This window comes from Microbacterium sp. GW821-FHT01D02 (genome assembly GCF_059422585.1).
In genome coordinates this window covers 249545-275688 of record NZ_JBWKXB010000001.1, presented here as the reverse complement: position 1 = coordinate 275688, position 26144 = coordinate 249545, and the positions used below count along the sequence as shown (strand labels likewise).

Below are 26144 nucleotides of genomic sequence, written 5' to 3'. Positions count from 1 at the left end.
AGACGAGGAGCGGGGTGCACAGGGGCTTTCCGAGTCGACGCTATCCTGGTAAATGGCACCGACGACAGGAGATCCCGTGATCCTCAGCTTCCTCTTCTTCATGATCCTCTTCCTCGGAGGGTTCTGGCTGATGGGCACCTCGTTCGAGCTGCCGGACTACAACGCCCTCGCGTTCTGCGGCGGTCTCCTGCTGGTCACCCTCGCCCTCGCCTTCATCCTGCGCGAGCGCGGCTCGGCCACCCGCCGCAGCAAGAACTGGTCGGGCAGCCCCACCGAGTGATCCCGGGCGGGTCTGTCGTCGCTCGGCGACGACATCCGCTCAGCGTCGTCTGGCGAGTCTCGCCTCCAGGTTCGCCCTGACTGCCGGCCACTCCGGCTCGATGATCGAGTACTCCACGCTGTCGCGCAGCGCCCCGTTCCGGAAGCGGCTCATCGCCCGCATCACGCCGTCCTGTTTGGCCCCGAGCCGCTCGATCGCCGCGCGCGACTGGAAGTTCACCCACTGGGTCGTCAGGCCGACGCGGAACACTCCGAGCGTCTCGAACGCGTGCTGCAGCAGCAGCAGCTTGGACTCGGCGTTGGTGCCCGTGCCGTGCGCGGACGGACGGTTCCAGGTGAAGCCGATGTGCAGCCGTGGCACGTCCGCGACGATGTCGTAGTACGACGTCAGGCCCAGGATGCGGCCGGTCGCGTCGAACGTCGTGAACGGCACCATCTCGCCCTTCTCGATGAGCCCGATCCGGCGGTCGACCTCCGCCGCGACCCCGTCCGGCGCGGGGACCGACGTGTACCACGCGGTCTGCCACAGATCGCCCTCCTGGACGGCCTCGATGAGTCCGTCGACGTGCGAGCGTTCGAGGGGGCGGAGCTCGACGAGATCTCCGGTGAGCGTGACGGGAGCGGGGGTGACGAGGAAGGCCATGACGATATTCAACCAGCGTCGAGGAGTGGTCCACGCCACCCGGATCAGGCCGTTGCGACCGGGATCGTCCCCTGGCGCAGCAGTCGCTGGTAGGCGGTCACCAGCTCGATCGTGACGCCCAGCTCGAAGGCCAGGCTCGCCAGGTGCGGCCCGCGGAGCGCCTCGGCCTCGGCGTAGGCTCCGGGGGTGATCAGGCGGCACGCGGCCCACTCGTCGGCCTGCCGCTCCTGCCGTCGACGACGAGCGGGGACGAGGTCGTGGCCGAGCTCGGCGTGACCGAGTTCATGCGCGAGGACGCTTCGTGTCGTGCGCGCGCTCATCCCCGGGCTGAGACGGATCGTCCGCGTCACCGGATCGAAGCCGCCGCGGGTGCGACCGGGGCGCTCGACGATGCGCAGCCGCTGTTCGTCGGCCAGACGGAGGAGGTGCTGCACGGCGGACCTCCTCGGGCTTGCGGACTATTCGTAGAGATCGTCCGTGTCGGCGTCGTGCCGGACGCGGGACTCGAAGGCGACCTCGAGGTCATTGTCGCGCGAGGTGGCGACATCGGGGGTGCGGCGGATCGGAGTGATGCGCGCGGTGGGCTCGGCGTCGGCCTGGAGGCGCTCTTCCGCGCGGGCCAGCAGCACATGGGGTTCGATGCCGGCGGCCGCGCAGACCGCGTAGACGACGGGAATCGGGATCGCGCGCTTGCCGGTGACGTAGTTGTCCAGAGCGCTTCGGGCGACGCCGATGGTCCGTGCCATCGCGGCGACGCTGCTCCGGGAGGCGGCGATCTCCGCACGCAGCTGGCGCCCGACGGCCTCGTTGAACTCCTCGGCAGGTGTCTTCACCCGGCTCACGATAGCAGCGCCCCGACTCCATAATGCCGACATACTGCCCACAGGCGCCGACGCGGGTGTCCGTGTGGGGAGGTATTGTCTGCGTATGGGGACAGAACTGCGTCGCATGTTGGCATCCGAGGTGGATGGGGCACGGATCCACGCCGGAGTGTCCTTCCTGCAGCTCGCCGATCGCTCGGGCATCGCGCCCGCCGCTCTCGCCGATCTGCTGGACGGGCGAGAGGACTTCACCGTCGTCGATCTGGCGGGCATCGCTGCGGCGATCGGCGTCCCGGTGACGACGCTGCTGCCCGCTTCGACGCCGGACGACCGCTGACGTCGGTGGTGCGGAGTAGCGTGGGGCGCATGAAGACAGTGTCGTTCGGAGCAACCACCGCCCCCGCCATCATCGCCGGCATGATGCGCATCGACGACAAGGACGACGCGCACATCCGCACGCTGTACGACACGGCCCGTGCGGCCGGCATCGACTTCTTCGACCACGCCGACATCTACGGCGGCAGCATGCATCACTGCGAGGCCCGATTCGCCGACGCTCTGCAGCTCAGCGCCTCGGAGCGCGACGAGATCGTGCTGCAGACCAAGTGCGGCATCGTGCCGGCACAGGGGATGTTCGACTTCTCCTACGAGCACATCGTCGGTCAGGTCGAGGGATCGCTCACGGCGCTGCGGACCGACCGCCTCGACGTGCTCCTGCTGCACCGCCCGGATATCCTCGTCGAGCCGGACGAGGTCGCTCGAGCGTTCGACGACCTGGAGGCCGCGGGGAAGGTGAAGGCCTTCGGTGTCTCGAACCACACGCCGCGTCAGATCGATCTGCTGCGCACGGCCGTCCGTCAGCCCCTCGTCGCCAATCAGCTGCAGTTGTCGATGACCCACGCGCCGATCCTCGCCCAGCCGGTCGCGGCGAACATGGCCGGACACGACCAGAGCATCGTCCGCGACGGCGGAGGGATCGTGGAGTACTGCCGCATCAACGGCATCACGATCCAGGCGTGGTCCCCGTTCCAGGACGGGTTCTCGCACGGCGTCTTCCTCGGCAACCCCGAGTACGCGGAGCTGAACGCCGTGATCGATCGTCTCGCGGACGCGCACGGCGTGACCCCCATCGCGGTCGCGACGGCCTGGATCACCCGGCACCCCGCGGGCATGCAGGTCGTGCTCGGCACCACGACGCCGGAGCGGGTGCGGGATGCGGCGGCCGGGGCCGACCTCGAGCTCACGCGCCCCGAATGGTACGAGTTGTTCCGTGCTGCGGGGCACCTGCTCCCGTAGTCGCAGCGGCCCGTCGCGGCGTCGTCTACCCTGAACTCATGCCGTTCCTGTTCTCGCTCCTCATCATCGCGCTGATGATCGGTGCACTGATCGACATCATCACCCGCGACAGCGCCCTGGTGAAGCACCTGCCCAAGATGGTGTGGATCATCATCGTGATCCTGCTGCCCTTGATCGGCAGCGTCCTGTGGTTCGCGATCGGCCGCGAGTACGGCGAGGCCGGCATCCCGATCCCGCGGATGCAGCGGGCCCAGCGGCCGTCGGCGCCGACCGACGTGCGCCCGGCTCCGCCGACGGACACGCGGACGACGGAGCAGCAGATCGCCGACCTCGACCGCGAGATCGAGGAGTGGCGACTGCGCGAGGAGATCGAGAAGCGCAAGGGCGAGGGCGGCGAGACCGCGACCGGCTCCGGCGCCTAGGCCGCCTGCCCGCGGTCGAACGACTCGCGGACCGCGCCCTCCAGCTCCGGGTAGCGGAACTCGAAACCTGCCGCGGTGAGCTTCTCGGGCAGCACCCACCGGCTCTTCAGGATCAGCTCGGTCTCGGTGCGGATCCCGATCGCCCCCAGCTCCAGCATCCACCGCGGCATCGGCGGACCGATGCGAGCGCCCAGCACGCGCCGGACCGTGGCCATGAACTCGACGTTGTCGACGGGGTTCGGCGCTGCGGCGTTCACGGGCCCGTCGAGCGAGGGCGTCCGCTCGACGAAGTCGATGATGCGGGCCACATCCTCGATGTGCACCCAGCTGAAGCGCTGGTGCCCGCGACGTGCTCCCGGGAAGTGTCCGGTGCCGGCCGCGCGACGGGCAGCACTCACCGGCCATCGCCCGTCGTACTGCGGCCCGCCGAGGCCGAGGCGGGCGAGCCCCCGGAGGGGTTCGAGGACGCCGCCGTGGCCGAGCACGATCGTGCTGCGCAGGGCGACCCGACGGGTGGCGGGAAGCTCATCGGTGAACAGGGCCTTCTCCCACGCCTTCGCGACCTCGACCGAGAAACCGGTGCCGATCTCGCCCGAGGACTCGGTCATCGGGCGGTCTTCGGCATGACGGTAGATCGTGGCGGTCGAGGAGTTCACCCAGACGGCGGGAGGTGCGGAGGCTCGGGAGATCGCCGTGCTCAGTGACGCGGTGGTGTCGAGTCGCGAGCGGAAGATCTCCGCGCGGTTCTCCGGCGTGTAGCGGCAGTTGACGCTCTTGCCCGCGAGCCCGATCACCAGCGCCGCGCCGTCCACCGCGCGGTCGATCCCGACCTGGTCGCCCCAGCGGAGATCCGCACCCGAACGCGAGATCGTGACGACCTCGCGGCCCTCGGCGCGGAACCGCGGCAGCAGATAGCGGCCCATGAAACCCGTGGACCCCCCGATGACGACCCGACCTGTACTCATGCGGACTGCTCCTTCTCTCCGGCGCTCTCTCCGGCGGCCTGGATGCGATAGGTGAAGTCGCCCCGATACTCGTACACGCGGCCGAGGAGCGGGGCGTCGACCGTGAGGGACACCCGCTGTCGGTCGAGAGCGTCGTCGAAGCGCTCCGTGAGACGGACCACCGGCGCGACGAGGCGGGGGATGCGGAGGCGCAGGCGGCCGAGGCGCACGCCGACCGCGCGACTCGTGAGACGGAGCGCACCGTCGCGCACCTCGACGTCGAAGCAGGCGGAGAGGACACCGGGCTCGCCGAGCTCGTCGACCACACGACCGTGCCGCGTGAGGGCGACCGCGTCGTGCATGACCCACGGCCCGCGGGGGAACAGGAAGGTGCGCTCGCCGATGACCCGGGAGGCGATCGTGCGGTTCTCGACGCGGAACGGCACGTCCCGCTCCCACCCCGCGGCGACCACGCCGCGCCGTTCCAGGATGCGCAGCAGCGGCCACAGCCACCGACGCGGCGTCCCGACCCGCTGGAAGACCCCGTCGCCGACGCCGACGGCCCCGTCCGGGATCGCGGCGAAGTAGGTGCGCAGTCGGGGATGAAGGTCGTCGATGCGCTCGCCGAGTGCCCGGGCGTAGGGGGACTGCGGCACGGGCGTCACCCTTCGAGCCTAGCCGGGCGTCGGGGCCTCGCCGGTCGGCCGCAGCAGCCGGTCGAGGAGCGCGAGCGCCTCGTGCTGCGGCGCCCTCTCGTCGAGCAGCCATTGCGTCTGCAGGCCGTCCGACGCGGCGACCACGAGCGCGGCCACGGCCTCCGGATCGACGTCGTCGCGGATCCGTCCGCTCTGCTGCTGCTGGCGCACGGTGTCGGCGAGCCGCATGCGCAGCCGGTCGAAGCGGCCGGTCGCGAACGTGCGCGCGGCGGGGTGCCCCTCCTCGAGGGCTGCGGCCACGAGGGTCGAGTACAACTGCACGAGCCCGGGGACCTCACGGTTGATCCGGGCGGACTCGATCATCATCTCCACGGGCGTCACGTCGACCGTGGGATGCGCGGGCTGGCGCCCCGGCGCGTTGCTCTCCTCGTACACGGCGACGAGGAGTTCCTCGAGGGAGCCGAAGTAGTGGGTGAGCGCGGCGTGGGTGACGCCGACCTCCCGGGCGATCGCGCGGAGGCTCGTGCGGTCGGAGCCGCGCTCGGCGAAGACCTCGATGGCGCGGTCGAGGATCTCCTGCCGTCGGGCGATCCCTTTGGCGTAGGTGCCCCGCGGTCGCGACGGTGCGGCGTTCTCAGGCGTGTCGGCGGGCATGACCGGAGTCTAGCGAACCAAAACTTCCGCGTGGAGGTATTTGGTGATAGCGTGCCTGCACGGGACCCCTGTCCCCACCCGTCGCCGAAGACCGAAGGAGCACGACCGATGACGATTCAGACCTCCCTGCAGCTGTTCACGATCAAGGAGGAGCTGGAGGCCGACCTCGAGGGCGCGCTCACGGCGGTCGCCGCCCGTGGCTTCTCGGCCGTCGAGCCCTACGACTTCGTCCGGCGCGCCGAACCCCTCGCCGCCGCGCTGTCCGCGGCCGGTCTGGTCGCCCCGTCCGGGCACGCCTTCCTGGCATCGCCGTCGTTCGTGAACCCGGACGGCAGTGGCACGACCGTGCCCGTGCCGACGCCCGCCGAGGTCTTCGCCGCCGCCAAGGTGCTGGGCATGGACACGGTCATCGACCCCTACACGGAGCCGGCGCGCTGGGAGTCCGTCGCGCAGATCGAGGAGACCGCGCGCCTGCTCAACGAGGCGGCCGCGATCGGGGAGACGGTCGGCGTGCGCGTCGGCTACCACAACCACGCCCACGAGCTGGAGGCGGTGTTCGACGGCGTCACCGGCCTCGAGATCCTTGCCGGCCTGCTCGACGACCGCGTCGTGCTCGAGGTCGACCTGTACTGGGTCGCCCGGGGCGGCGTCGACCCCGTCGCGCTGCTCGAGCGCCTCGGCAGCCGTGTGATCGCCGTGCACGCGAAGGACGGCACGCTCGACCCGGCACTCGCCGGCGCCTATCCGCCCGCCGACCAGGTGGCCGCGGGTGAAGGGTCCGTGCCGCTCGTCGAGGCGATCGCCGCGGCTCCGGCACTCGAACTCGCGATCGTCGAGTTCGACCACTACGAGGGTGACCTGTTCGACGCCATCGAGCGCAGCCGCGTCTACCTCGACGAGAAGGTCGCCGGCTGATGGCGCTCGGCGCCCGCTCGTTCGGGGATGGACCCGTCGGCGTCGGCATCATCGGCGCGGGCAACATCAGCGATCAGTACCTGTCGAACCTCACGACCTTCCCCGACGTGCGGGTCATCGCGGTCGCCGACCTCATCGAGGAACGCGCGAAGGCGCAGGCCGAGAAGTACGGCGTCCCGCGCTCCGGCGGCGTGGACACGGTGCTCGGCGATCCGGAGATCGACATCGTCGTGAACCTCACGATCCCGGCCGTGCACGTCGAGGTGTCCGAGGCGATCATCGCGGCGGGCAAGCACGTCTGGACCGAGAAGCCGATCGGCGTGAGCCGGGAGGAGTCCCGCCGGCTGCTCGAGAAGGCGGACGCCACCGGGCTCCGGGTCGGTGTCGCCCCCGACACCGTTCTCGGACCGGGCGTGCAGACGGCGAAGCGGGCGATCGCGCGCGGCGACATCGGCCGCCCGCTGTTCGCGCAGACCACGTTCCAGTGGCAGGGGCCGGAGATCTTCCACCCGAACCCTGCGTTCCTGTACGCGAAGGGCGGGGGACCGCTGCTCGACATGGGGCCGTACTACGTGTCGGCGCTCGTGCACGTGTTCGGTCCGGTCGCGTCGGTTGCGGCGCTCGGGCTGCAGGGCACGCCGACACGTCGCGTGCAGGTCGGCGAGCTCGCCGGGCAGGAGTTCCCTGTCGAGATCCCCTCCACGCTCAGCGTGCTCATGGACTTCGAGGAGGGCGGGCAGGCGCAGAGTCTCTACAGCACCGACTCGCCCGTCATCCGGCAGGGGATCGTCGAGATCACCGGAACCGAGGGCACGATCGTGATCCCCGACCCGAACACCTTCGGCGGCGCGATCTCGATCACCCGACCGCTCACGCGCCTGTTCATCCCGCCGGAGCCCGTGCAACAGGAGATCGTCGACGTGGAGCAGGAGGGCGTGCTCTCCGGTCGTGGGGTGGGACTCCTCGACATGGCGCGCGCGATCGCCGCGGGACGCCCGCACGTCGCGACCGGCGAGTTCGGCTACCACGTGCTCGACACCCTGCTGTCGATCGAAGAGGCCGCCGAATCGCGCGACTTCGTCACGGTCGAGAGCAGCCTGGATCAGGTGGGATCGATCGCCGCGGACTTCGATCCGTTCGCATCCACGCTCTGAGCGCCGTCCACGCGGACACCGCTCGTGGCGGTGCGGGTGCGGGTCACCGCGCCTTCGCCGCCACGTAGCGGTCCACGCTCGCCGGGGACAGGACCTCGCGGGCGACCATGATCGCGGCGCCCAGCACGGCCGCCCGGTCTCCCGCCTGCGACTGCACGATCGCGAGGTGCTGCGTGGCGAGCGGGATGGAGCGGCGATAGACCACCTCGCGCACGCCCGCGAGCAGGTGCTCGCCGGCACGGGCGATGCTGCCGCCGAGCACGATGATCGAGGGGTTCAGCAGGTTGACGACCGTGGCGAGCACCTCGCCCACGTCGCGACCGGCCTGTCGGGTCGCCTCGATCGCGGCGGCGTTCCCGGCCCGCACGAGGTCGACGACGTCGGATCCGCTGTGCACGTCGAGCCCGGCCTCGCGCAGGGCGAGGGCCAGGGCCGAGCCGCTGGCGAGCGCCTCCAGGTCGCGGTCGTCACCGGGGGAGCGGCTGGATCCCGCTCCGGTCGGCACCTGCACGTGGCCCATGTCGCCCGCCGAGCCCTGGGCGCCGCGCTGCAGCTGACCGCCCGCGATGATGCCGGCGCCGATTCCGGTCGACACCTTCACGAAGATCAGGTCGTCGACCCGCGGCCAGCTCGTCGCCTGCTCGCCGAGCGCCAGGATGTTGACGTCGTTGTCGACGAGCACCGGAACGTCGAAGGTCTTCTGCACGTAGGCCGGCACGTCGAAGCGGTCCCACCCCGGCATGATCGGCGGGTTGGTCGGGCGCCCCGTGGAGTGCTCCACCGGGCCGGGGACGCCGATGCCGACTCCCACCAGGGGGAGGTCGGCGGCGGTCGTCCGGAGCAGCTCGGCGGCATCGGCGAGGATCGTGTCGAGCAGGGTCTCGGGGCCGTCCGCGATGTCGATCGTGCGGGTGCGCGCGTCGAGGATCACCCCGGCGAGGTCGGCGACGGCCACCGTGGCGTGCGTCGCGCCGAGGTCGACGGCCAGCACCAGCCCGGCCCGGGGGTTGAAGGCGACACGCGCGGGCGGGCGCCCACCCGTGGACACCGCTTCGCCGGCGGGACGGAGGAGGTCGGCGGCGAGCAGCGCATCCACGCGGAGCGCGACCGTCGAGCGGGCCAGGCCGGTGAGTGCCGCGAGCTCGGCCTTGGTGCGGGCGTGGCCGTCGCGGAGGATCTGGAAGATCTCACCGGTGCCGGAGGAGAGCGCCGGCGCCGGCCTCAGAACGTCAACCATTGCGTCAGTAAACCACAGCACTTCGGCGTCTCGTCGATTGACTTCGGATTTGGTGCAAACAACTTTTGACGAAAGTCTAGCAAAAGTCGGAAGGTCTATGTCAGAATCAGCGACATGACAACGGATGTCACTGACACCGGTCTCGGGACGATCCGAGCCGGCATCCTCGGCGGAGGATTCATGGCCCGCGTGCATCGCACCGCGGCACGAGATGCCGGCGGCGAGCTGCGTGCCGTCGCCACCCGGTCCGCCGCGGGAGGGCGCGATGCCGCCCAGGCGCTCGGGGCCGACCGGGCCGAGACCGATGCCGCCGCGCTCCTCGAGGCAGCCGACATCGATGTCGTGCACATCTGCACGCCCAACGCCACGCACGCGGACCTGGCGCTGCAGGCCCTGAACGCCGGCAAGCACGTCATCTGCGAGAAGCCGCTCGCGACGACCGCCCGTGATGCCGAGGTGCTCGCGAGGACCGCCGAAGCCCGGGGGCGCGTGGCAGCCGTTCCGTTCATCTACCGCTACCACCCGATGGTGCGCGAGGCGAGGGCGCGGATCGCGCGCGGCGAGGCCGGTGACCTCCTCACGCTGGACTGCTCCTATCTGCAGGACTGGATGCTCCTGCCGAGCGACGACGACTGGCGTGTGCGCTCCGAGTCGGGCGGCGCCTCTCGCGCCTTCGCCGACATCGGCTCGCACCTCTGCGACCTCATCGAGTTCGTGATCGGCGAGCGGATCCGCACACTCAGCGCCCGCACCCGCCGCGTCTTCTCGGAGCGCTCGGGGCAGGCGGTCGACACCGAGGACATCGTGGCCGTGCTCGTGGAGACCGACTCGGGCGCGCTGGGCACCCTGCTCATCTCGCAGATGGCCCCCGGACGCAAGAACGCTCTGACCCTGGAGCTGCACGGTTCGAAGCAGAGCCTCCGCTTCGAGCAGGAGCGCCCCGAGGAGCTCTGGATCGGCATGCGCGAGGAGTCCCGGCTGCTGCTGCGCGACCCCGCCGCGTCCGACCCGGATTCGGCCCGACTTCAGCGGGTGCCCGCCGGACACTCCATGGGCTACCAGGACGCGTTCAACGGATTCGTCGCCGACGTCTATGCGGCCATGGCCGGGGGGACCCCCGACGGGCTCCCCACGTTCGTGGACGGCTACCGCTCCGCCGTGCTGACGGAGGCCGTGCTCGACTCGGCGGCGGACGGCGGACGATGGGTGGAGGTGGCGGCATGACCACGACCACGACGCAGCCGGTGCTGCAGGTGACCGGTATCCGCAAGTCGTTCTTCGGCGTCGAGGTGCTCAGCGGCATCGACTTCGACGTGCGGTCGGGCGAGGTGCACGGCCTCGTCGGCGAGAACGGTGCCGGCAAGTCCACGCTCATGAAGATCATCGCGGGCGTGCAGCCGGCGGATGCGGGCGTGATCGCGTACCGCGGAGAAGAGGTGCATCACGCGCACCCGCGGCAGGCGATGGATGCCGGGATCGTCACGGTCTTCCAGGAGTTCACCCTGCTCCCGGAGCGCACCGTGGCGCAGAACGTCTACCTCGGCCGCGAGCCGCGACGCGGGGGCTTCGTCGACCAGCGGGCGATGAACACGCGGACGGCGGAGCTGCTGTCCGACCTCGGCGTCTCGTTCATCGAGCCGCAGGCGCGGGTCGGCTCGCTCACGGTCGCCGAGCAGCAGATCGTCGAGATCGTCAAGGCGCTCTCGTTCGACGCGCAGGTCATCTCCATGGACGAGCCGACCGCGGCCCTCAGCGACCGCGAGGTCGAGCTGCTCTACGCGATCATCCGGCGACTCACCTCCCGGGGCGTCGCCGTGATTTACGTCTCGCACCGGCTGAAGGAGATCTTCGACCTGTGCGACCGCATCACGATCCTCAAGGACGGCGCGCTCGTCTCCACGGACGAGACCGCCGCCCTGACCACCGACGAGCTGGTGCGGCGCATGGTCGGCCGCTCGATCCAGTCGTACTTCCCCGACGCGGTCGAGGGCACGACGGTGGGCGAACCGCGTCTCGAGCTGGAGGGCTGCGGCAACGCCTACGTCGACGGGGTCTCCCTGACGCTGCGCGCGGGCGAGATCGTCGGCATCGCGGGGCTGCAGGGCTCCGGGCGCACCGAACTCGTGGAGGGAGTGTTCGGCATCCAGGCGTTCACCCGCGGCACGATGCGCATCGACGGGGCGTCGGCGCGCATCACCAGCGCCCGTGCGGCCGTCCGCGCCGGACTCGCCCTGGTCTCCGAGGACCGCAAGGCGCAGGGGCTCGCGCTCGGACAGTCGATCCTCGACAACGCCCTGCTGGTGGTGCGCGGCGTGTTCGCCGGACGCACGGCCGCCTCCCGCCGGGAGGTCCCCGGCGTCCTGAGCTCGCTCGAGGTCAGCTCGCAGGGCGTCGACCAGGAGGTGCGCTTCCTCTCCGGCGGCAACCAGCAGAAGGTCGTGCTGGCCAAATGGCTGCTCACGCAGCCCCAGATCGTGCTCTTCGACGAGCCCACCCGGGGCATCGACGTGGGCGCCAAGTACGCCGTCTACCAGCTGATGCGAGACCTCGCCGCCGAGGGGAAGGCGGTACTGATGGTGTCGAGCGAGCTCCCGGAGGTGATCGGCATGAGCGATCGGATCCTCGTGATGCACGACGGCGAGCTCGTCGCCGAGCTTCCCGCAGGCTCCGCGGAGCACGAGATCCTCGGGGCCGCGACCGGTGCGAGCGATCCGGGCACCGCGACGGACGGGGGTGCACGATGAAGCGCCTCAAGATCGACTCCACGGTCATCGTCCTCGGCATCCTGCTGCTGGTCCTCGTCGTCGGCGCGATCCTCGTCGGCACGGTCGGGCGCAACTTCCTCAGCGCCGGCAACATCCGCGACATCCTCACCGGCATGAGCGTGCTCGGCCTCGTCGCGATCGGGCAGACGCTCGTCGTGCTCGGTGCCTCCCTCGACCTCTCCGTCACGTACGTGATCAGTCTGTCGAGCCTGCTCGCGGCCACGATCATGAACGGGAACCCGGGAAACATCCCGCTGGCCGTGATCGTCACGCTCCTCGTCTGCGCCGGCGTCGGCCTCCTGAACGGCCTCATCGTCACGGTCCTCAAGGTGAACGGGTTCATCGCCACCCTCGGCGTCGGCCTCATCCTGCAGGGCATCCTGAACACCAACTTCGAGGGCTCGGCCGGGAACGTCCCGTGGGCGTTCCAGCTCATCGGCGCCACCGGGGTCGGACCCATCCCGGTCTCCACGCTCATCATGGTCGTGCTGGCCGTCGTCGTCTGGGTCCTGCTCAACCGCACCCGCACCGGCGCGCACCTCTACGCGGTCGGCGGTGATCCCGAGATAGCCCGCCTGTCGGGCGTCCGCACCCGGATGCCGCTGATCTGGGCGCACGTCCTGTGCTCGGTCTTCGCGGCTCTCGCGGGGCTCCTCCTCGCCAGCAGGCTCGGCGTCGGCAGTCCGACCGTGGGCCAGCAGGGCGGTTACGCGCTGCTGTCGATCGCGGCGGTCGTCCTCGGCGGCACGCTCCTGCTGGGCGGCCGCGGCTCCATCTGGGGCACCATCGGCGGCGTGGCGATCCTCGCGGTCGTCGACAACGTGATGAGCGTGATGCAGGTCAACCCGTTCCTCAAGGACGTCGTGCGCGGCGTGGTGATCGTCGCCGCGGTGGCCGTGTACAGCCGGCGCTCCATCGTCCGCCGCCGGCCGCGCTTCGGCGCCGGGGGCACGCGCACCGGTGGGGACGACGCCGCCAAGGCCGCAGCGCCCGAGATGGCGGCCGCGGTGTCGCAACTCGCCGACCCCACCTCCGATACCACTCTCCCTGCGGAAGGAGGGCGCTCATGAACGCGCTGCGCACACTCGTCAGCCCGCGCGGGGCGGTGTTCCTGCTGCTGGTGATCCTGCTGGTGGCGGTCACGATCCTCAACCCGAGCTTCGCGGAGCCCGGTCAGTTCATGCGGTTCCTGCAGCGGGTGGCCCCCATCGCGATCGTCGCGATCGGCCAGTACTTCGTGATCATCGCCGGGGAGTTCGACCTGTCGCAGGGCTCGCTCATCACGGCCCAGGTCATCATCGCCGGCAACCTGGTGGGGCAGGACGACGCCCGCACCGTCCCGGTGCTGCTGCTCATGGCCGTGTTCGCCGTGGCCGTCGGACTCGTGAACGGCGTGATCACGACCCTGCTCAAGGTGCCGTCCTTCATCGTCACGCTCGGCATGATGCTCGCCCTCCTCGGAGGGGTCATGTGGTGGACCGGGGGAGCGGCGACCGGCAACCCCGCCGACAGCTTCCGGGAGATCGGCCGCGGGGGGATCCGCGACATCCCCCTCCTCGACTTCCTCCCCTGGGCCGTGCTGCTGCTGATCGCGTGGCTCGCGCTCGGCATCTGGATCACCAAGCGCCCGCTGGGCAAGACGCTGATCGCGGTCGGCGACAACGCCCGCGCGGTCGACTACGCCGGTGCGCGCCGCGCCTGGGCGACCACGCGCGCGTTCATCATCTCGTCGCTGTCCGCCTCACTGTCGGCCGTGCTGCTGGTCGGATACGCCGGCGTGCACCCCTCGGTCGGTCGCGGCTACGAGTTCACGGCGATCACCGCCGTCGTGCTCGGTGGCGTCGTGCTGGGCGGTGGGCGCGGCTGGATCGTCGGCGCGGTCGCCGGCGCCTTCGCCCTCGAGGCCCTCTTCATGCTGCTCAACATCGCCGGCGTCCCGTCGACGCTGCGCGATGCCGTCCAGGGGGTCATCATCATCGCGGCCGTCGCGTACTCCGCCGTCGCCTTCCGGGCACGACGCAAGCGCGGCCCCCAGCCCCCTCCCGATCTCACCACCGAAGAACCCGCACCAACCAGAACGATCCACACCAACAGCACCATCCACACAGAAACCAGAGGAGATTAGCAATGCGACGATCAATGAAGATCGCCACCGCAGGGGTGGCCCTCTTCGGCCTCATCGCGCTCGCCGGGTGCACGACCGACCCGTCCGTGGCGCCGGCCGAATCGGAGAGCCCCGAGGCGGCGGAGACGACCGAGTGGTTCGACCAGGAGCTCTTCGACAAGCAGGACGAGGAGCGCGGTGTCGACCCGCAGGGACCGGCCGATGAGCCGTACCTGCAGCACATCAACGCCGAGATGGTGGACACGTCGGACTTCGCCAGCGAAGGAGCCAAGAAGGCCTGCTTCGCGAACGCGTCGATCTCCAACCCGTGGCGTCAGACGGGCTGGATCACGATGAACGAGCAGCTCAAGGCGCTGCAGGCGGACGGGGCGATCAGCGAGATGGAGACCCGCGATGCGCAGGACTCCGATGACACCCAGATCGCTGACATCGACTACTTCATCTCCGAGGGCGAGTGCGATGTGTTCCTCATCTCGCCGAACAGCACCGCGGCGATGACCCCGGCCGTCGAGCGGGCGTGCGACACGGGCAAGCCCGTCATCGTGTTCGACCGCGGCGTCAACACCGACTGCCCGGTCACGTTCATCCACCCGATCGGCGGCTTCGCCTGGGGGATCGACACCGCCGAATTCCTGATCGACAACCTCGAGAAGGGCGACAAGGTCGTGGCGCTGCGCATCCTCCCGGGTGTCGACGTGCTCGAGCACCGCTGGGCCGGCGCGAAGAAGCTGTTCGACGAGGCCGGCATCAACGCGGTGGACCACTTCACGGGTGCCGACCCGGCCGAGATCAAGAGCATCATCAGCGATGAGCTCGCGAAGGGCGACGTCGACGGCATCTGGATGGACGCGGGTGACGGCGCCGTCGCCGCCATCGAGGCGTTCGAGGACGCCGGAGCGGACTACCCGGTCATGACGGGTGAGGACGAGATGAGCTTCCTCCGCAAGTGGAAGGACACGGGTCTCACGGGGCTCGCGCCGGTGTACTCCAACTTCCAGTGGCGCACCCCGCTGCTCGCAGCGCAGATGATCTTCGCCGGTACCGAGGTGCCGAAGGAGTGGGTGCTCCCGCAGAAGCCGATCACGGAGCCGGAGCTCGACGAATACCTGAAGGCCAACGAGGGCATGCCCGACGGCCACTACGCCAAGTTCGGCGGGGAGAACCTCCCCGGCTACCCGACGGTGTGGCAGCAGCGCCAGATCCCGTAACCGAAATCCGCTCCCGCCCTTCCGCTCCGCGCCTGTGGAGTGGGAGGGTGGGAGCGCTTCACGATCACAAGGACAACGATGCCCCGCACGATCGCCGTCAACACCTGGGTGTGGACGTCTCCGCTCACGGACGCCACGCTCGAACCGCTCGCCCGCAAGGCCGCCGGCCTGGGCTACGGGGCCCTGGAGCTTCCGCTCGAGAGCGTCGGGGACTGGGATCCCGTGCGCACCCGTGACGTGCTCGACGGCCTGGGGCTGGGGGCGATCGTCGTCGGAGCGATGGGACCGGGCCGGTCTCTGGTCGCCCGCGCGGGCGACGTCGCGCCAACGCAGGACTATCTGCGGGCCTGCATCGCGGCGGCGCAGGTGCTCGCGGCCGACGTGGTGGCCGGACCGTTCTACGCCCCGACCGGTGTGACCTGGCGGATGGAGGCCGAGGAGCGGACCGCGGTCGTGGCGGAGCTGCGCGAGAATCTGGCCCCGCTCGCCGACGACGCCGCGGCCGCGAGCATCACGCTCGCGATCGAACCGCTCAACCGCTACGAGACGAGTCTGCTCAACACGGTCGAGCAGAGCCTCGATGCCCTGGGGCCGCTGCTCGGGGGAGGGGTCGGCCTCGCGCTCGACACCTACCACCTCAACATCGAGGAGAAGCGCCCCGCCGACGCGATCCGCGCCGCGGGGTCGGCGATCGCCCACGTGCAGGTATGCGGGAGCGACCGCGGGGCGGTCGGTGACGACCACACGGACTGGCCGGGTATCCTCGTCGCGCTCGACGACGCCGACTATCGAGGGCCGCTGGGCCTGGAGAGCTTCAACGGCGAGAACGCGACCATCGCCGTCGCGGCGTCCGTCTGGCGCCCGCTCGCCCCGAGTCAGGACGAACTCGCCGCGCGCAGCATCGCCGCGCTGCGGGCATTCGGGACCTGAACCCCTGCACGAGTCCGAGACGAAGGAGTCCTCATGAGCAGTCACCCGGTCACCCTGTTCACCGGCCAGTGGGCCGATCTGCCCTTCGAGGAGGTCGCCCGTCTCGCTGCGGAGTGGGGTTATGACGGGCTGGAGGTCGCCGCCTCCGGTGACCACCTCGACCTGCGGCGTGCCGATCAGGACGATGCCTACGTGGCGTCGCGCCGGGAGATCCTCGACCGGCACGGCCTGAAGATCTTCGCGATCTCGAACCATCTCGCCGGTCAGGCCGTGTGCGATGCGCCGATCGACTTCCGGCACCAGGCGATCCTCCGCGAGTACGTGTGGGGCGACGGCGAGGCCGAGGGTGTGCGGCAGCGCGCGGCGGAGGACATGAAGCGGGCGGCCCGCGTCGCGCGCAAGCTCGACATCGACACCGTGGTCGGGTTCACCGGCTCGTCGATCTGGCCGTATCTGGCGATGTTCCCGCCGGTGCCGGCATCCGTCATCGAGGGCGGGTTCGACGACTTCGCCGACCGATGGAACCCGATCCTCGACGTGTTCGATGCGGAGGGCGTGCGGTTCGCGCACGAGGTGCACCCGGGGGAGATCGCGTACGACTACTGGTCGTCGGTGCGTGCGCTGGAGGCGGTCGACCATCGCGAGGCGTTCGGGTTCAACTGGGACCCCTCGCACATGATGTGGCAGAACATCGATCCGGTCGGGTTCATCGTGGACTTCGCGGACCGGATCTATCACGTGGACTGCAAGGACACCCGGATGCGTCCGCACAACGGCCGGGCCGGCGTGCTCGGCTCGCACCTGCCGTGGGGCGATCCGCGACGGGGATGGGACTTCGTCTCGACGGGGCACGGCGACGTTCCTTGGGAGGATGCGTTCCGCGCTCTGGACGCGATCGGCTACTCCGGCCCCATCTCCATCGAGTGGGAGGACGCCGGCATGGACCGCGTGCACGGCGCCCCCGAGGCGCTGGCCTACGTGCACTCGCTGCTGTGGCCGCAACCCGAAGCCTCGTTCGATGCCGCGTTCAGCAATCAGTGACATACCCCGACAGGAGCCCCATGTCGATCCAGCACACCGTCGTCTTCCGCCTCGTGCACGCGGAAGGATCCGCCGAGGAGCGTGAGTTCCTGGCGACCGGCCACGCCGTGCTCACGTCGATCCCCGGCGTCGAGGACTTCACGATCCGCCGTCAGGTCAGCGCGAAGAGCGACCTCACACATCAGTTCTCGATGGTGTTCGCGGATCAGAGCGTCTACGACGCCTACGACGCCCATCCCGCGCACCGGGCATTCGTCGCGGAGCGCTGGCTGCCCGAGGTCGCCGCGTTCCAGGAGTACGACTTCGTGGAGTGAGGATTTCGGTTCGGAGTGAGATCGGCGTCGTCGCGCGACGTCACGATTTCGAGTGCGTCCCCCTCATCCGCTTCGCCACGTGACGCGTGTGCTGCGATGCCCAGTCGGCACCCACGACAAGCGCGAGGAGACGCTCCGCCTCTTCCTTGGAAGCCATGTCCGGCAGCCATTCCAGTGCGCGCCGAGCCCAGTGGTCCATTCGAACGTCTACGGCAAGTCGTGGCAGCGCACCGAGCGGCACTCGGCTCAGGAGCTCTCCGGGCCGAAGCCCCAGTTCCGCCTCGCGCGCCGCGAGGTCGGTGACGACGTCTCGGTACGGGCGCTCGAGGCAGGGGAGGAGACCGACGGGGTTCGTGATGTCGACGTCACGTTTGGGTGCGATTCGATCGCCGAGGGCGAGCGAATCGTCGCGAAGCCCGAGCCACACATCCGGGCTGATCGCCAGGATCGGAGTCCAGGAGCCTTCAGTTGCTCGAGTCATGCGCGTTCGCCATTCTCCATAGTTGCGAACTCAGGTCCCGGTAGACCTCGAGATCCGTCAGCGAGAGGTTGTCGGCGGTGTCGCTGCCTCCGAGGAAGAGCGGCACGTCGTAGCCGGCGCATTGCGATCTGAGGATGGGTGTGACTGCGGAGGGCTGGCTGCTGAGCCACTCGCGATGGAAGGAGCTTGCTACTGCGGCGTCGGATTCCACGACGAGCTCGACGTCATGGAACTCCGTGAAGTTGACGGGTACCTCCAAGGCCTCGCCAGCGCCGGGGTCGATCAGCAGAACTTGTGGTTCATTGTGCACCACGCGCCGGAAGTCGCACAGGAAGTGTCGCCCCAACCAGTCGTATCCGAACGGCAGGGTACGCTCCGAATACTGGGGGAACGTCTGGTTGATGAACGTCGCCGCAAGTGCGGCCGAGTGCTCATCGTGGAACCGATACAGCCCACCGTTGAACGACGCACCGGTGAACTCTTCCGCGAACTGATCGAACCCGTTGATCCTGTCCGACCCTCGCGGCCGCCACGGGTGCGTGTCCGCTCCTGGCTCGCGGGGATCGACCTGATACGCCGACCGAAACTGATCAAACATCGAACCTCTCTCGGTCTCTGTAGTAGCCGCGCAGTAGTTCAAGGGTTTTGTCGCTGGCCGGTTCGAGAGGTTGTCCTGGTGATATCGGAGATCCGTACTCTCCTCTATCGGTGAGCCAGGTGAGCGCTCCGCCTCCCCATTTCACGACATCGATGTGCGTGGTCGTCGGGAGATGTTGGGGGAGCGCGGCACTCGCGTGGCTGGCCATCCTATTCGTACACTCGAGCGGCAAGAAGGGACTGCGCGATCAGCTGCCTTGAAGCTCCCCGGGGGATGTCCTGTCCGCTGTTCAGGAAGTATCCATCCATATCGCTGATCCATCCCGCCCATGCTCGAAGGAAACCAGGAACGGTAGCGTTCTCCCACGCTTCAGCTGTCTCCTGCGCCGAATTCGCCAGCCTCGCGAGAAACTGGGCGAACTCGTCGCGATCCATGTCCTTGAGGTCGACACGTTCATCCTCCATGCTGGCCCCTTCCTCTTCTGGTCGGCTCACTGTCGCGCCGCGTCGTGCCGCAGGATCTCATTGATCGTCGCGTGGAGTGCTCGCGCCTCGTCGACCGAGCTACCCAGCCTCGTATCGAACTCCCAGTCTTCAACGGCCTCCAGCGCCTCATTGAGCGAATTGGCCAGCAGTATGAGCTCATCCCTCGTTGCCGCAATCGTGACTTCTTTTTCATCGATATGCTGCTTCTCAGCATTACGACTATCGGGTTTCAAGAGTTTCATTCATCGTCTCCTCAGTTCATTCCAAGGAAGTAGTCGTAACCATCCCTCGGCCGGAATGCAGTTCCGCCGTCAACTGATTTCGGATTTCGGATTACAACCGTTCCGCTCTGCCAGAACGCAGTACGGCCGCTTCCCAACGTCCGCGTCACGCCATTCGAGACGACATCTTCAATGTGTTGAGCGAACTGCGAACGCGTTGTGATTCCAGGGAACTCACCGCCCTCTACGACGTGCTTGCGGAAGGCATGGCCTCCCGCGATCTCCTCGCCGGTCAGCTGCGCTCGAAGTCGTACACCGTTCAGCGCATCATCAGCCCCAGAAGTTGCTATGGGGGCATTCACGCCGCAGTTGTGGGTGACAACAGCGTCGGCACCAGCGTAGACGCTGTACGTGTGGGTGGTGTTGATGGTGAGGTTGTGGACGGTCTGCTCACGGTGATCGTGCTCGATCGCGGTGACCTGCACCCAGGTACCAGACGAGGTCTGCACCCACATCCCCGGACGCAGCTCTCCCGCGTCCACCCACTTCTGGATGTCGGGCACCCAGAACGGGTGACCCGCAGTCGCGGTCACCTGCCCCGTGTACCCCGACCTATCCGTGACCGACACGGTCACGAGATCCTTCACCCCGGTACCGGTGATCGTGGTCACCACCGCACGCGCGGACGTCTTCCCCGTCTCCGGATCCGTCGCCAGCACCAGGTCACCGAGCTCGATCTTCTCGATTTCCTTCTTCGCCCCGTCCGCCATCAACACCGACGTGCCCGGCACAAAACTATTCGCCGCACACGACGACATCGGCCGACTCCCACCCGACGACGACGGCTTCGCCCCCGCGGACGGACGAATGCTCTGCAACGGCGAACTCGACGGACGCACCGACGCCCCCGCCACCTGACCCCCACGGGACGCGAGCGGTTTGAACGCACTCGACACCGCAGCCGTCACCCTGTTCGCCACCGGAGTGATCGCCTTGCCCACCACCGCAGCCACCGGACCCAACGCCCACCCGACCGCAGCACCCATCACCGTGTCCCGAGCGAAACTGCCGATATTGAATGGCTTCTTCGACTGCGACTGCTTCCACACGTTCGTTGTGGCCGCACCCGCCGCGCCGCCGGCGATCGCGCAACCGACGCTGCCCGCACCAGCCGTCACCGCTAGGCACCCGGCCGTGACGAGGGTTCCAACCACCGCACCTGCGATCTCCGCCTGGTACTTCTTCACGAACTTCTTCGCGGACTTGAAGATATCGCCGAACCAGTTCCGCCCCGACGGGTCGGACCACGTCAACGGGTTGTTCCCCGAGTACACGTACGCATTGAATTGCGCCGGCACGCCCGCGGTCAGCTCTGGATCCGGGCTGAGGAAGGTGCCGGTATCGGGGTCGAAGAACCGCGCCCCCAACAACGTCAGACCCGAGGAGTCTGCCGGTGCCCCCAAGAATCCGCGGCCCGCCAGCGTCCCGGCCGCGCCCGCCCTCGCCGCCCCAAAGGGATCCGTGCGAACACGCCTCACCGCTGCCGCCCAGTCCGTGTTGTGCACGTAGGCGAGAGGCGTACCGTGCGCATCGGCGACCACGCTGCTCACTCCGGCCATGCCCGTGCCGGTCCGCACCGCGACGTTCACACCGCCGAACGAGTACCACCTCGTCGCCGAAACAGCGGTCGCGGTCGCGCGTACTTCCTGACCGCCGGGGAGGAACAGGGTCGCCCCTGCCTCATCGGTGCGAATGAGCCGAACGCCGTTCGCGTCGAAGACGTTCGAGACGTCTTCGTCACCACCTGAGATCGAGACGAGCTCGCCCTCGGCGTCCCAGGTCTGCGTCTGCAGATTGGCATCGGCGGTGCGCGACGTCTGGTTCCCTGCGGCGTCCCACGTGAAGCCGGTCGTCACGGCGACGCCGCCGGTCGTCTTGGTCATCGACGTGAGCTGATGCGGGCCTGCTGCACCGTCACCGTGGTCATACGTGGTGACGGAGTTGCCTGACGACGCGTGCTCCGTCATCTTCGTGCGATTGCCGAGCGGGTCGTACTCGTAGTCGGTCCAGTACGGTGACGCACCGCCGACTACGGCCTGGGTCACCTGACTTGCCGAGCACGCCTTGTCAGCGGCAGTCCACGCGGTCTTGAGGCGACGCAGGCTGTCGTACGCGAAGCACTGAGCGTCGAAGGCACCGGCAACGGCAGCGTTCACCGGAGCATCGATGAGGCTCGTGACGTTGCCAGCCGCATCGTACGAGTAGCGTGTGTCGAGCTCTGTGCCATCCACTCGCTCTCTATCGAGACGAATGGTATGCAGACGGTTCGTGCCCGTTTCCCAGTCGTAGGTGACTGCCGCACCATAGGTGTTCCCGAGGTCTTGCAGCAGCGGCTTTCCGTCGTGCGTCCACCTCGCGTCAGCGACGTAGACGCCCCATCCGAATCCGCTTCCCATCCAGGACGGCATCGAGCGCTGATTGAACCGAGTGGTTACAGTTTCCGCACCGAGGACGGTCGTCTCGCCGTCCTTCACCTGCGGGTAGGTGACCTGCGCGACCTGCCCGTCCGCGGCGTAGGAATACGCCGTCGTGAACTCCGCGCCGGACAAGCCGTTCAGCGCGCTGTCGGCGGGCAGACTCGTCTGAACTTCCAAGGGTCGATAGGCAGTGTCGTATACGGGGAAGGATGTGATGTACTCCTTCCCTCCGATGATCCGCTTCGAGGTGCTGAGCTGACCGAGCGCTCGCGCGTCGCTGCCGTCGAGCAGCGACGCGTCGTATTCCCAGGTCGCCCGGACGGGTCCGCTCGCACTGCTGTCGCGCAGGCTCGTCACACGCCCGAGGGCGTCGTACGTGTAGGCGAGCTTCGCGCCGTTCGCGTCGGTCTGCGTGGCGACCCGCCCGAGGATGTCGTAGGTGCTCGTTGATACCCCGGCGTCGGGATCGGTGGAAGACACGAGTTGCCCGGCCACGTCGTATGTCTTCTTCCAGACATCCCCGGCAGGGTTCTTCATCGTCAGCATTCGACCAGCTGCGTCATACGTGTACGCGGTCGTCTGCTTCGTCAGCGCTCGCACCCCGGCAGCCGTGACCACGTTGGCCTGAGATACCGGGTCTCGGAGGTATTCACGAAGCTCGACGGTTCGTCCGAGAGCATCCACGACGGTCTCGGTGGGCACCCCTCCCCTGGGCGGGATCGTCAGCGTCGCCGCGCCGTCGTACGCGGTCTTCGTGCGCCACTTCTCATTCGTCGGCTCGGAGTCCGTGCCGACCCACAGCACCTCGTCGGTAACTCGCCCGGCTTTGTCATAGACATAGGTGGTGTGTGCGGGCGGAACAGCGATCGGAACGATCGCTTGGCCGCTCGGCCAACCCTGAGCAGACCAGGGAGCGGTCTTCTTGACCGTGCGGCCAGCCGAGTCGTAGTAGATATGCGACACCGATCGACTGCCGCTGGCATCCGTGGCATCGGCGCTCTCGACTTGGGATTGGAAGGGGCGCAGCATGCCGTCGTACAGCACGACCGACGCGTGCTGGCGCTTTCCGTCTGCGCCGAGGGTCCGAGTGATGACGGCATTCAGTCCGTTGGTCGCCACCACGTATTCGTACTGAACGGACGGCTTCGCGGTGTCAGCATGCTGCGGGTATGTCACGCTCGTGGGCCGGCCGAGCGAGTCATACGTGCCCTTGGTCGACTTGCCGTTTTGATCGGTCGTCGAGATCGGCATCCCCGTCAGCGGGTTGAACACCTGGGTTGAGGTGAAAGACGTGACCTCGCCCGCACCGTCCGGGTCGGGCGACGTCGTGACGACCTTGGCCACCTGCCCGCCGGCGCCGAGCGTGTAAACCAGGGTCGTCACGTTCCCGGCAGCGTCATGGCTCGTGAGGGTGTGCCCCGACGAGTCGTACGTGGCCTTGGTGCGGACAATGTCGGCAGCGCCGTTGGCTGGGTCGACTGACTTCGTCTCGACCATGCGTCCCGCATCGTCATACGTCGCGGTCTCCCGAGAGATCAGCGTGGCTGAGGTGAGCGTGCCACTGCACGATGCCGCGAAGCTCTCGGTCTTCGAGGCGTAGGAGAGCTTGTTGGCCTCGGAGAATCCACCATCGCGACGATATGTCGTCTTCGTGCACACATCGTCGGCAGTCGATGTGAGATCGCCTCGATCTTCGACAGAGACCGGCAAACCACTCGAGTCATTGGTGGTCGTCGCCGAGGTGCGATGGACGAGGGCGCCTCCCGCGCTGTACGTGAACCCGAAGGTCGTCGTCGACGGAATCCGCGTCGCTTTCAGACCACCCGATCCGGTCGCCACGACGACGGGAGTGGCCGGTTCGCTGACGGTCTCCGACACTTTGGTCGAGCCGTTGAGCTTCTCGCTGGCGAACACCTGGCCCGCGAACTCCTCGCGATCAACCGCGCTGATGGTCTGCCCTGCCGCGCCGGCCGTGAGCGTCGCACCAGTCCCTCGGAAGTACGTGCTCTTCTCTGCAGTGGTCTGTTCTGCGCCCTCTCCGAGAACCGTTGCGACCTGCGCGAATCCACGGAAGTCAGAGTACGTGACCTGGTTGGCGTCGACCATCGGCCCGGTCGGCTTGACCCACTTGGCGCCGCCCAGGTACGTGAACCTGGTGGTCGTCGAGAGCGACCCCGTGATGAGTGATTGGCTCTCGCCGACATGAGGTGCAGCGTCCTCGACGATGCTCTCGACCACGTACTTGTGGAACCAATGGTTCTGAGCGACCAACTCGCCATCGGGCTGCCACTTCACCAAGTAACACAGCTTGGGGTTTGCAGCCTGTGCCGCATCCGTCGTCGCCGGCACAGTCGCCGCTTCGCACTCCGTGCGATAGGCAACGTTCACCGCGCCGCCGGAGTCGGTGCGCACGCGGATGACACGAGGACGCCAGAGGCCGGTTTGGCCGTCGCTCGCCGTGTCGACACGATTCGGCATGGACATGTACGTGAACTCGACCGGGGGCAGGGCGATGTCGTCGGCCGTCGATGCCGTGCCGCCGCGGCCCGTCCGAGTGACGCGGTCCAGACGCAGAACGGCCGCGTCCGCGACGTTCGCCAGACCGGAGTCCCCCTCGCCGACGTAACGCTGAGTGAACGCCCAGGCATCGATGTCCTGATACGCGCTGCCGTCCCAGCTCTGCGCAGTGATCTTCGCGAGACGAGTGGTATCGAAGAACACCGGCGTCACGCTCTTGCACTCCGCAGTGCTCGCGGTGCATTGCAGGTCGGTGGGCGTGTCAAGCCAGCGACTCTTGTCGGTCTCGACGTGCCCTCCGGAGCATACTGAAGCGCCGTCCGCGCGGTCCGTGACGCACCGAGCTTCGGTTCCGAGCACGATTCGGTATGGTGCGCTGCCGGAGGATCCGGTGCGCGTTCCGTACTCGATCTTCGTCAGTCGCCCGCCCGATACATACGGCGTCGTCGTCCAGGCAGTGTTGTTCGCGTAATCGGCGACGTAGCTGTTCGTCTCGGTCGCGTAGGAATATGTCATCGTATTGCCCGAAGGATCGACGACATGATCGAGGTTCCAGCGCCAGACCTGGTTGCACCGCGAGGAGGCGAACCCGCCGTCTGCAGCCGCCTTGTAGCAGGCCTCACCACTGTCGTTGCCGTACACCGGAACCGACCAGGCCGACTTGAGATCTGCCCCGGCGGAAGATGTCTTGCCACGGCCGAAGAAGTACTGGGTACCGTCGACAGTCGTCACTTTCCAGTACTCAGCTGACCCGACGCCGTTCCAGCCGGCCGTCAGCAACTCGACGCGCGACCCATCGACCGACTTGGACTGCCATGTCTTCGCGGCAGAGTCGTAGACGAGCGGATTCGAGGCCCCGTTGAGGACCAACGTCGCGTTCGCCGGGCCCCAGCACAGATCGCCGTTCTCACGGTTTACGTTGTTGGAGCCGCTTCGGGCGTCCTCCGTGCACGGCTTGTACTGACGCTCGACGTAGCTCGATGTCAGGTCGAATCCCTCACCTATCCAGCCTGCTTGGTTGTTCGCGGAGGGAACGCGGCCGTCGGACACTGCCGACGAGTACGACAGCGAAAGGTCGGGTGACGGCCCTACTGCCTCAGGGAGCTCTAGCGGGTAAGACCAGGTGAATGCGCCCGTGTTCCCCGATGCACCCCACGACGAAGATGGGGAGAACCCGGTCTGTGTCCAGTCCCCGGATGAGCCTGACGCTCCAGCGGCCAATGCGATTGAACTGCCCTCCGCAGAGACCGCGGTCGGCACCAGGAGCGCGCCCGTCGTCGATGCAGCAGCTGCCCCTCCCCCCGATGCTGATGCGGACTCGACCGGAACCGTGCCGGTGACCGTGCGCGCCGTGGCATCGTTCGTCGACGGGATCGGCTCGGGCCGACATTCCGGAGCGTTCGGAGTTTCGCGTGCACAATCGGGGACTCGGACGAGCCGGAGTCGCGACGCCCAGTCGCCGCCGATCGCGCCCGCGAACTGCTCGTACGACAGAGTGAGATCGACCGTGAGATCACCCGTTGTCCCACCGGCGCTCGCATCGATGACGTCGAGGAGCACCCCTGTCACACCGGCAGCTTCAGCGGTCGCCGCATCTTCGACTTTCAACGTCACCGCATCAGGAGACGCGCCGCCATCGGTCCCGGCAACCTCGACTGTCATTCCGCCCAGGTCAGTGCTTGCCGCCGAAGAGGCCGGCACTTCGACGGTCGCCTCATCGGGGACGGGCAGGTCTGCGCCCGGCAGGGGAAGACCCGCTGCTGCTGTCTGGGGCCAAGCGCCTCCGAGCGGCGTCGCCGGCGCAGTGGCTTCGCCGACGACTTTCCCGAGCGCAGCGGCGAGGTTCGAGGAACGGTCCTCCGGCGACGTCGCCGCGCGAGCCTCCCCGCTGGCAACGACGCCGAGTCCGACCGGATCCACAGCGATGACGACCGCGAGCCCTGCGGCGACGCTCATCGTGA

At 68.3% G+C, this 26144-nt stretch carries 26 protein-coding genes; 14 read left to right on the top strand and 12 right to left on the bottom strand.

Going from position 1 to position 26144, the window contains the following annotated elements:
* The first annotated feature begins 52 nt into the window (after positions 1–52).
* Positions 53–280, top strand: a complete 228-nt coding sequence (locus AC07VM_RS01300; RefSeq protein WP_494909677.1) for a hypothetical protein — start codon at positions 53–55, stop codon at positions 278–280.
* A 39-nt stretch (positions 281–319) separates the two neighbouring features.
* On the opposite strand, the gene AC07VM_RS01295 is transcribed toward AC07VM_RS01300, so the two are convergent.
* From AC07VM_RS01295 to AC07VM_RS01285, 3 genes are read right to left on the bottom strand one after another with little or no spacing between them, the layout of a single operon-like run.
* Positions 320–922, bottom strand: coding sequence for a GNAT family N-acetyltransferase (locus tag AC07VM_RS01295; protein ID WP_494909676.1), 603 nt, complete (start codon positions 920–922; stop codon positions 320–322).
* 44 nt (positions 923–966) lie between these two features.
* Complete coding sequence (locus tag AC07VM_RS01290) at positions 967–1356, bottom strand: ImmA/IrrE family metallo-endopeptidase (protein WP_494909675.1); 390 nt, start codon at positions 1354–1356, stop codon at positions 967–969.
* Between the two features lie 24 nt (positions 1357–1380).
* On the bottom strand, positions 1381–1755 hold the full coding sequence (locus tag AC07VM_RS01285; protein ID WP_267415413.1) for a helix-turn-helix domain-containing protein: 375 nt from the start codon (positions 1753–1755) through the stop codon (positions 1381–1383).
* 94 nt (positions 1756–1849) lie between these two features.
* Between AC07VM_RS01285 and AC07VM_RS01280 the strand changes: the two genes are divergently transcribed.
* The 3 genes from AC07VM_RS01280 to AC07VM_RS01270 are packed head-to-tail and all read left to right on the top strand — an operon-like array spanning position 1850 to position 3461.
* A complete protein-coding gene (locus AC07VM_RS01280; RefSeq protein ID WP_267415411.1) occupies positions 1850–2080 on the top strand; it encodes a helix-turn-helix domain-containing protein in 231 nt (76 codons plus the stop codon).
* A gap of 29 nt (positions 2081–2109) precedes the next feature.
* Entirely contained in the window at positions 2110–3039 is a 930-nt protein-coding gene (locus tag AC07VM_RS01275; protein WP_494909674.1) for an aldo/keto reductase, read from the top strand.
* Between the two features lie 38 nt (positions 3040–3077).
* The gene (locus AC07VM_RS01270) at positions 3078–3461 is read left to right on the top strand and encodes a PLDc N-terminal domain-containing protein (protein ID WP_267415408.1); all 384 of its coding nucleotides are present in this window, start codon (positions 3078–3080) and stop codon (positions 3459–3461) included.
* Here AC07VM_RS01270 and AC07VM_RS01265 read toward each other — a convergent pair.
* Genes AC07VM_RS01265 through AC07VM_RS01255 form a run of 3 tightly spaced genes read right to left on the bottom strand, consistent with a single transcriptional unit; the run spans position 3458 to position 5715 of the window.
* Positions 3458–4426, bottom strand: a complete 969-nt coding sequence (locus AC07VM_RS01265) for an epimerase (RefSeq protein WP_494909673.1) — start codon at positions 4424–4426, stop codon at positions 3458–3460. The genes AC07VM_RS01270 and AC07VM_RS01265 overlap by 4 nt on opposite strands.
* Positions 4423–5070 carry a DUF4166 domain-containing protein gene (locus AC07VM_RS01260; protein ID WP_494909672.1) on the bottom strand — a complete coding sequence of 216 codons (648 nt, stop codon included), beginning with the start codon at positions 5068–5070 and terminating at the stop codon, positions 4423–4425. Before AC07VM_RS01260 ends, AC07VM_RS01265 begins: the two co-directional genes overlap by 4 nt.
* Positions 5071–5079: 9 nt before the next feature.
* The gene (locus AC07VM_RS01255) at positions 5080–5715 is read right to left on the bottom strand and encodes a TetR/AcrR family transcriptional regulator (RefSeq protein WP_494909671.1); all 636 of its coding nucleotides are present in this window, start codon (positions 5713–5715) and stop codon (positions 5080–5082) included.
* 108 nt (positions 5716–5823) lie between these two features.
* Between AC07VM_RS01255 and AC07VM_RS01250 the strand changes: the two genes are divergently transcribed.
* Positions 5824–6630 carry a sugar phosphate isomerase/epimerase family protein gene (locus tag AC07VM_RS01250; RefSeq protein ID WP_267415404.1) on the top strand — a complete coding sequence of 269 codons (807 nt, stop codon included), beginning with the start codon at positions 5824–5826 and terminating at the stop codon, positions 6628–6630.
* A complete protein-coding gene (locus AC07VM_RS01245) occupies positions 6630–7784 on the top strand; it encodes a Gfo/Idh/MocA family protein (protein WP_494909670.1) in 1155 nt (384 codons plus the stop codon). Before AC07VM_RS01250 ends, AC07VM_RS01245 begins: the two co-directional genes overlap by 1 nt.
* A gap of 43 nt (positions 7785–7827) precedes the next feature.
* On the opposite strand, the gene AC07VM_RS01240 is transcribed toward AC07VM_RS01245, so the two are convergent.
* Complete coding sequence (locus AC07VM_RS01240; RefSeq protein ID WP_267415402.1) at positions 7828–9021, bottom strand: ROK family transcriptional regulator; 1194 nt, start codon at positions 9019–9021, stop codon at positions 7828–7830.
* Positions 9022–9135: 114 nt separating this feature from the next.
* On the opposite strand from AC07VM_RS01240, the gene AC07VM_RS01235 reads away from it, so the two are divergent.
* The 8 genes from AC07VM_RS01235 to AC07VM_RS01200 all read left to right on the top strand — a co-directional run bounded on the left by AC07VM_RS01235 (position 9136) and on the right by AC07VM_RS01200 (position 17404).
* Positions 9136–10245 carry a Gfo/Idh/MocA family protein gene (locus AC07VM_RS01235; protein WP_494909669.1) on the top strand — a complete coding sequence of 370 codons (1110 nt, stop codon included), beginning with the start codon at positions 9136–9138 and terminating at the stop codon, positions 10243–10245.
* On the top strand, positions 10242–11765 hold the full coding sequence (locus AC07VM_RS01230) for a sugar ABC transporter ATP-binding protein (protein WP_494909668.1): 1524 nt from the start codon (positions 10242–10244) through the stop codon (positions 11763–11765). Before AC07VM_RS01235 ends, AC07VM_RS01230 begins: the two co-directional genes overlap by 4 nt.
* Positions 11762–12856 carry an ABC transporter permease gene (locus AC07VM_RS01225; protein ID WP_494909667.1) on the top strand — a complete coding sequence of 365 codons (1095 nt, stop codon included), beginning with the start codon at positions 11762–11764 and terminating at the stop codon, positions 12854–12856. Before AC07VM_RS01230 ends, AC07VM_RS01225 begins: the two co-directional genes overlap by 4 nt.
* Positions 12853–13911 carry an ABC transporter permease gene (locus AC07VM_RS01220; protein ID WP_494909666.1) on the top strand — a complete coding sequence of 353 codons (1059 nt, stop codon included), beginning with the start codon at positions 12853–12855 and terminating at the stop codon, positions 13909–13911. Before AC07VM_RS01225 ends, AC07VM_RS01220 begins: the two co-directional genes overlap by 4 nt.
* A 14-nt stretch (positions 13912–13925) precedes the next feature.
* Complete coding sequence (locus AC07VM_RS01215; RefSeq protein ID WP_494909665.1) at positions 13926–15119, top strand: substrate-binding domain-containing protein; 1194 nt, start codon at positions 13926–13928, stop codon at positions 15117–15119.
* A gap of 78 nt (positions 15120–15197) precedes the next feature.
* A complete protein-coding gene (locus AC07VM_RS01210) occupies positions 15198–16049 on the top strand; it encodes a sugar phosphate isomerase/epimerase family protein (RefSeq protein ID WP_494909664.1) in 852 nt (283 codons plus the stop codon).
* Between the two features lie 33 nt (positions 16050–16082).
* Positions 16083–17090, top strand: coding sequence for a sugar phosphate isomerase/epimerase family protein (locus AC07VM_RS01205; protein WP_494909663.1), 1008 nt, complete (start codon positions 16083–16085; stop codon positions 17088–17090).
* Positions 17091–17110: 20 nt separating this feature from the next.
* Positions 17111–17404 (top strand): Dabb family protein, encoded by a 294-nt coding sequence (locus AC07VM_RS01200; RefSeq protein ID WP_494909662.1) that lies wholly within the window; start codon positions 17111–17113, stop codon positions 17402–17404.
* A gap of 40 nt (positions 17405–17444) precedes the next feature.
* On the opposite strand, the gene AC07VM_RS01195 is transcribed toward AC07VM_RS01200, so the two are convergent.
* From AC07VM_RS01195 to AC07VM_RS01175, 5 genes are all read right to left on the bottom strand, one after another.
* The gene (locus AC07VM_RS01195; RefSeq protein WP_494909660.1) at positions 17445–17885 is read right to left on the bottom strand and encodes a hypothetical protein; all 441 of its coding nucleotides are present in this window, start codon (positions 17883–17885) and stop codon (positions 17445–17447) included.
* Positions 17869–18525, bottom strand: coding sequence for a hypothetical protein (locus tag AC07VM_RS01190; RefSeq protein WP_494909659.1), 657 nt, complete (start codon positions 18523–18525; stop codon positions 17869–17871). The genes AC07VM_RS01195 and AC07VM_RS01190 overlap by 17 nt, the downstream gene beginning before the upstream one ends.
* A 167-nt stretch (positions 18526–18692) precedes the next feature.
* On the bottom strand, positions 18693–18947 hold the full coding sequence (locus AC07VM_RS01185; RefSeq protein WP_494909658.1) for a DUF7660 family protein: 255 nt from the start codon (positions 18945–18947) through the stop codon (positions 18693–18695).
* A gap of 26 nt (positions 18948–18973) precedes the next feature.
* A complete protein-coding gene (locus AC07VM_RS01180; protein WP_494909657.1) occupies positions 18974–19210 on the bottom strand; it encodes a hypothetical protein in 237 nt (78 codons plus the stop codon).
* Between the two features lie 11 nt (positions 19211–19221).
* Positions 19222–26139: a polymorphic toxin-type HINT domain-containing protein gene (locus AC07VM_RS01175; protein ID WP_494909656.1), complete on the bottom strand. Its 6918-nt coding sequence runs from the start codon at positions 26137–26139 to the stop codon at positions 19222–19224.
* Positions 26140–26144 lie beyond the last annotated feature (5 nt).

Bases quoted from the DNA above. Each gene is read 5' to 3' on its own strand.
- AC07VM_RS01300 (WP_494909677.1), top strand. From the start codon at position 53: ATGGCACCGACGACAGGAGATCCCGTGATCCTCAGCTTCCTCTTCTTC.
- AC07VM_RS01295 (WP_494909676.1), bottom strand. From the start codon at position 922: ATGGCCTTCCTCGTCACCCCCGCTCCCGTCACGCTCACCGGAGATCTC.
- AC07VM_RS01280 (WP_267415411.1), top strand. From the start codon at position 1,850: ATGGGGACAGAACTGCGTCGCATGTTGGCATCCGAGGTGGATGGGGCA.
- AC07VM_RS01275 (WP_494909674.1), top strand. From the start codon at position 2,110: ATGAAGACAGTGTCGTTCGGAGCAACCACCGCCCCCGCCATCATCGCC.
- AC07VM_RS01270 (WP_267415408.1), top strand. From the start codon at position 3,078: ATGCCGTTCCTGTTCTCGCTCCTCATCATCGCGCTGATGATCGGTGCA.
- AC07VM_RS01265 (WP_494909673.1), bottom strand. From the start codon at position 4,426: ATGAGTACAGGTCGGGTCGTCATCGGGGGGTCCACGGGTTTCATGGGC.
- AC07VM_RS01255 (WP_494909671.1), bottom strand. From the start codon at position 5,715: ATGCCCGCCGACACGCCTGAGAACGCCGCACCGTCGCGACCGCGGGGC.
- AC07VM_RS01250 (WP_267415404.1), top strand. From the start codon at position 5,824: ATGACGATTCAGACCTCCCTGCAGCTGTTCACGATCAAGGAGGAGCTG.
- AC07VM_RS01245 (WP_494909670.1), top strand. From the start codon at position 6,630: ATGGCGCTCGGCGCCCGCTCGTTCGGGGATGGACCCGTCGGCGTCGGC.
- AC07VM_RS01240 (WP_267415402.1), bottom strand. From the start codon at position 9,021: ATGGTTGACGTTCTGAGGCCGGCGCCGGCGCTCTCCTCCGGCACCGGT.
- AC07VM_RS01235 (WP_494909669.1), top strand. From the start codon at position 9,136: ATGACAACGGATGTCACTGACACCGGTCTCGGGACGATCCGAGCCGGC.
- AC07VM_RS01230 (WP_494909668.1), top strand. From the start codon at position 10,242: ATGACCACGACCACGACGCAGCCGGTGCTGCAGGTGACCGGTATCCGC.
- AC07VM_RS01225 (WP_494909667.1), top strand. From the start codon at position 11,762: ATGAAGCGCCTCAAGATCGACTCCACGGTCATCGTCCTCGGCATCCTG.
- AC07VM_RS01220 (WP_494909666.1), top strand. From the start codon at position 12,853: ATGAACGCGCTGCGCACACTCGTCAGCCCGCGCGGGGCGGTGTTCCTG.
- AC07VM_RS01215 (WP_494909665.1), top strand. From the start codon at position 13,926: ATGAAGATCGCCACCGCAGGGGTGGCCCTCTTCGGCCTCATCGCGCTC.
- AC07VM_RS01210 (WP_494909664.1), top strand. From the start codon at position 15,198: ATGCCCCGCACGATCGCCGTCAACACCTGGGTGTGGACGTCTCCGCTC.
- AC07VM_RS01205 (WP_494909663.1), top strand. From the start codon at position 16,083: ATGAGCAGTCACCCGGTCACCCTGTTCACCGGCCAGTGGGCCGATCTG.
- AC07VM_RS01200 (WP_494909662.1), top strand. From the start codon at position 17,111: ATGTCGATCCAGCACACCGTCGTCTTCCGCCTCGTGCACGCGGAAGGA.
- AC07VM_RS01195 (WP_494909660.1), bottom strand. From the start codon at position 17,885: ATGACTCGAGCAACTGAAGGCTCCTGGACTCCGATCCTGGCGATCAGC.
- AC07VM_RS01185 (WP_494909658.1), bottom strand. From the start codon at position 18,947: ATGGAGGATGAACGTGTCGACCTCAAGGACATGGATCGCGACGAGTTC.
- AC07VM_RS01180 (WP_494909657.1), bottom strand. From the start codon at position 19,210: ATGAAACTCTTGAAACCCGATAGTCGTAATGCTGAGAAGCAGCATATC.
- AC07VM_RS01175 (WP_494909656.1), bottom strand. From the start codon at position 26,139: ATGAGCGTCGCCGCAGGGCTCGCGGTCGTCATCGCTGTGGATCCGGTC.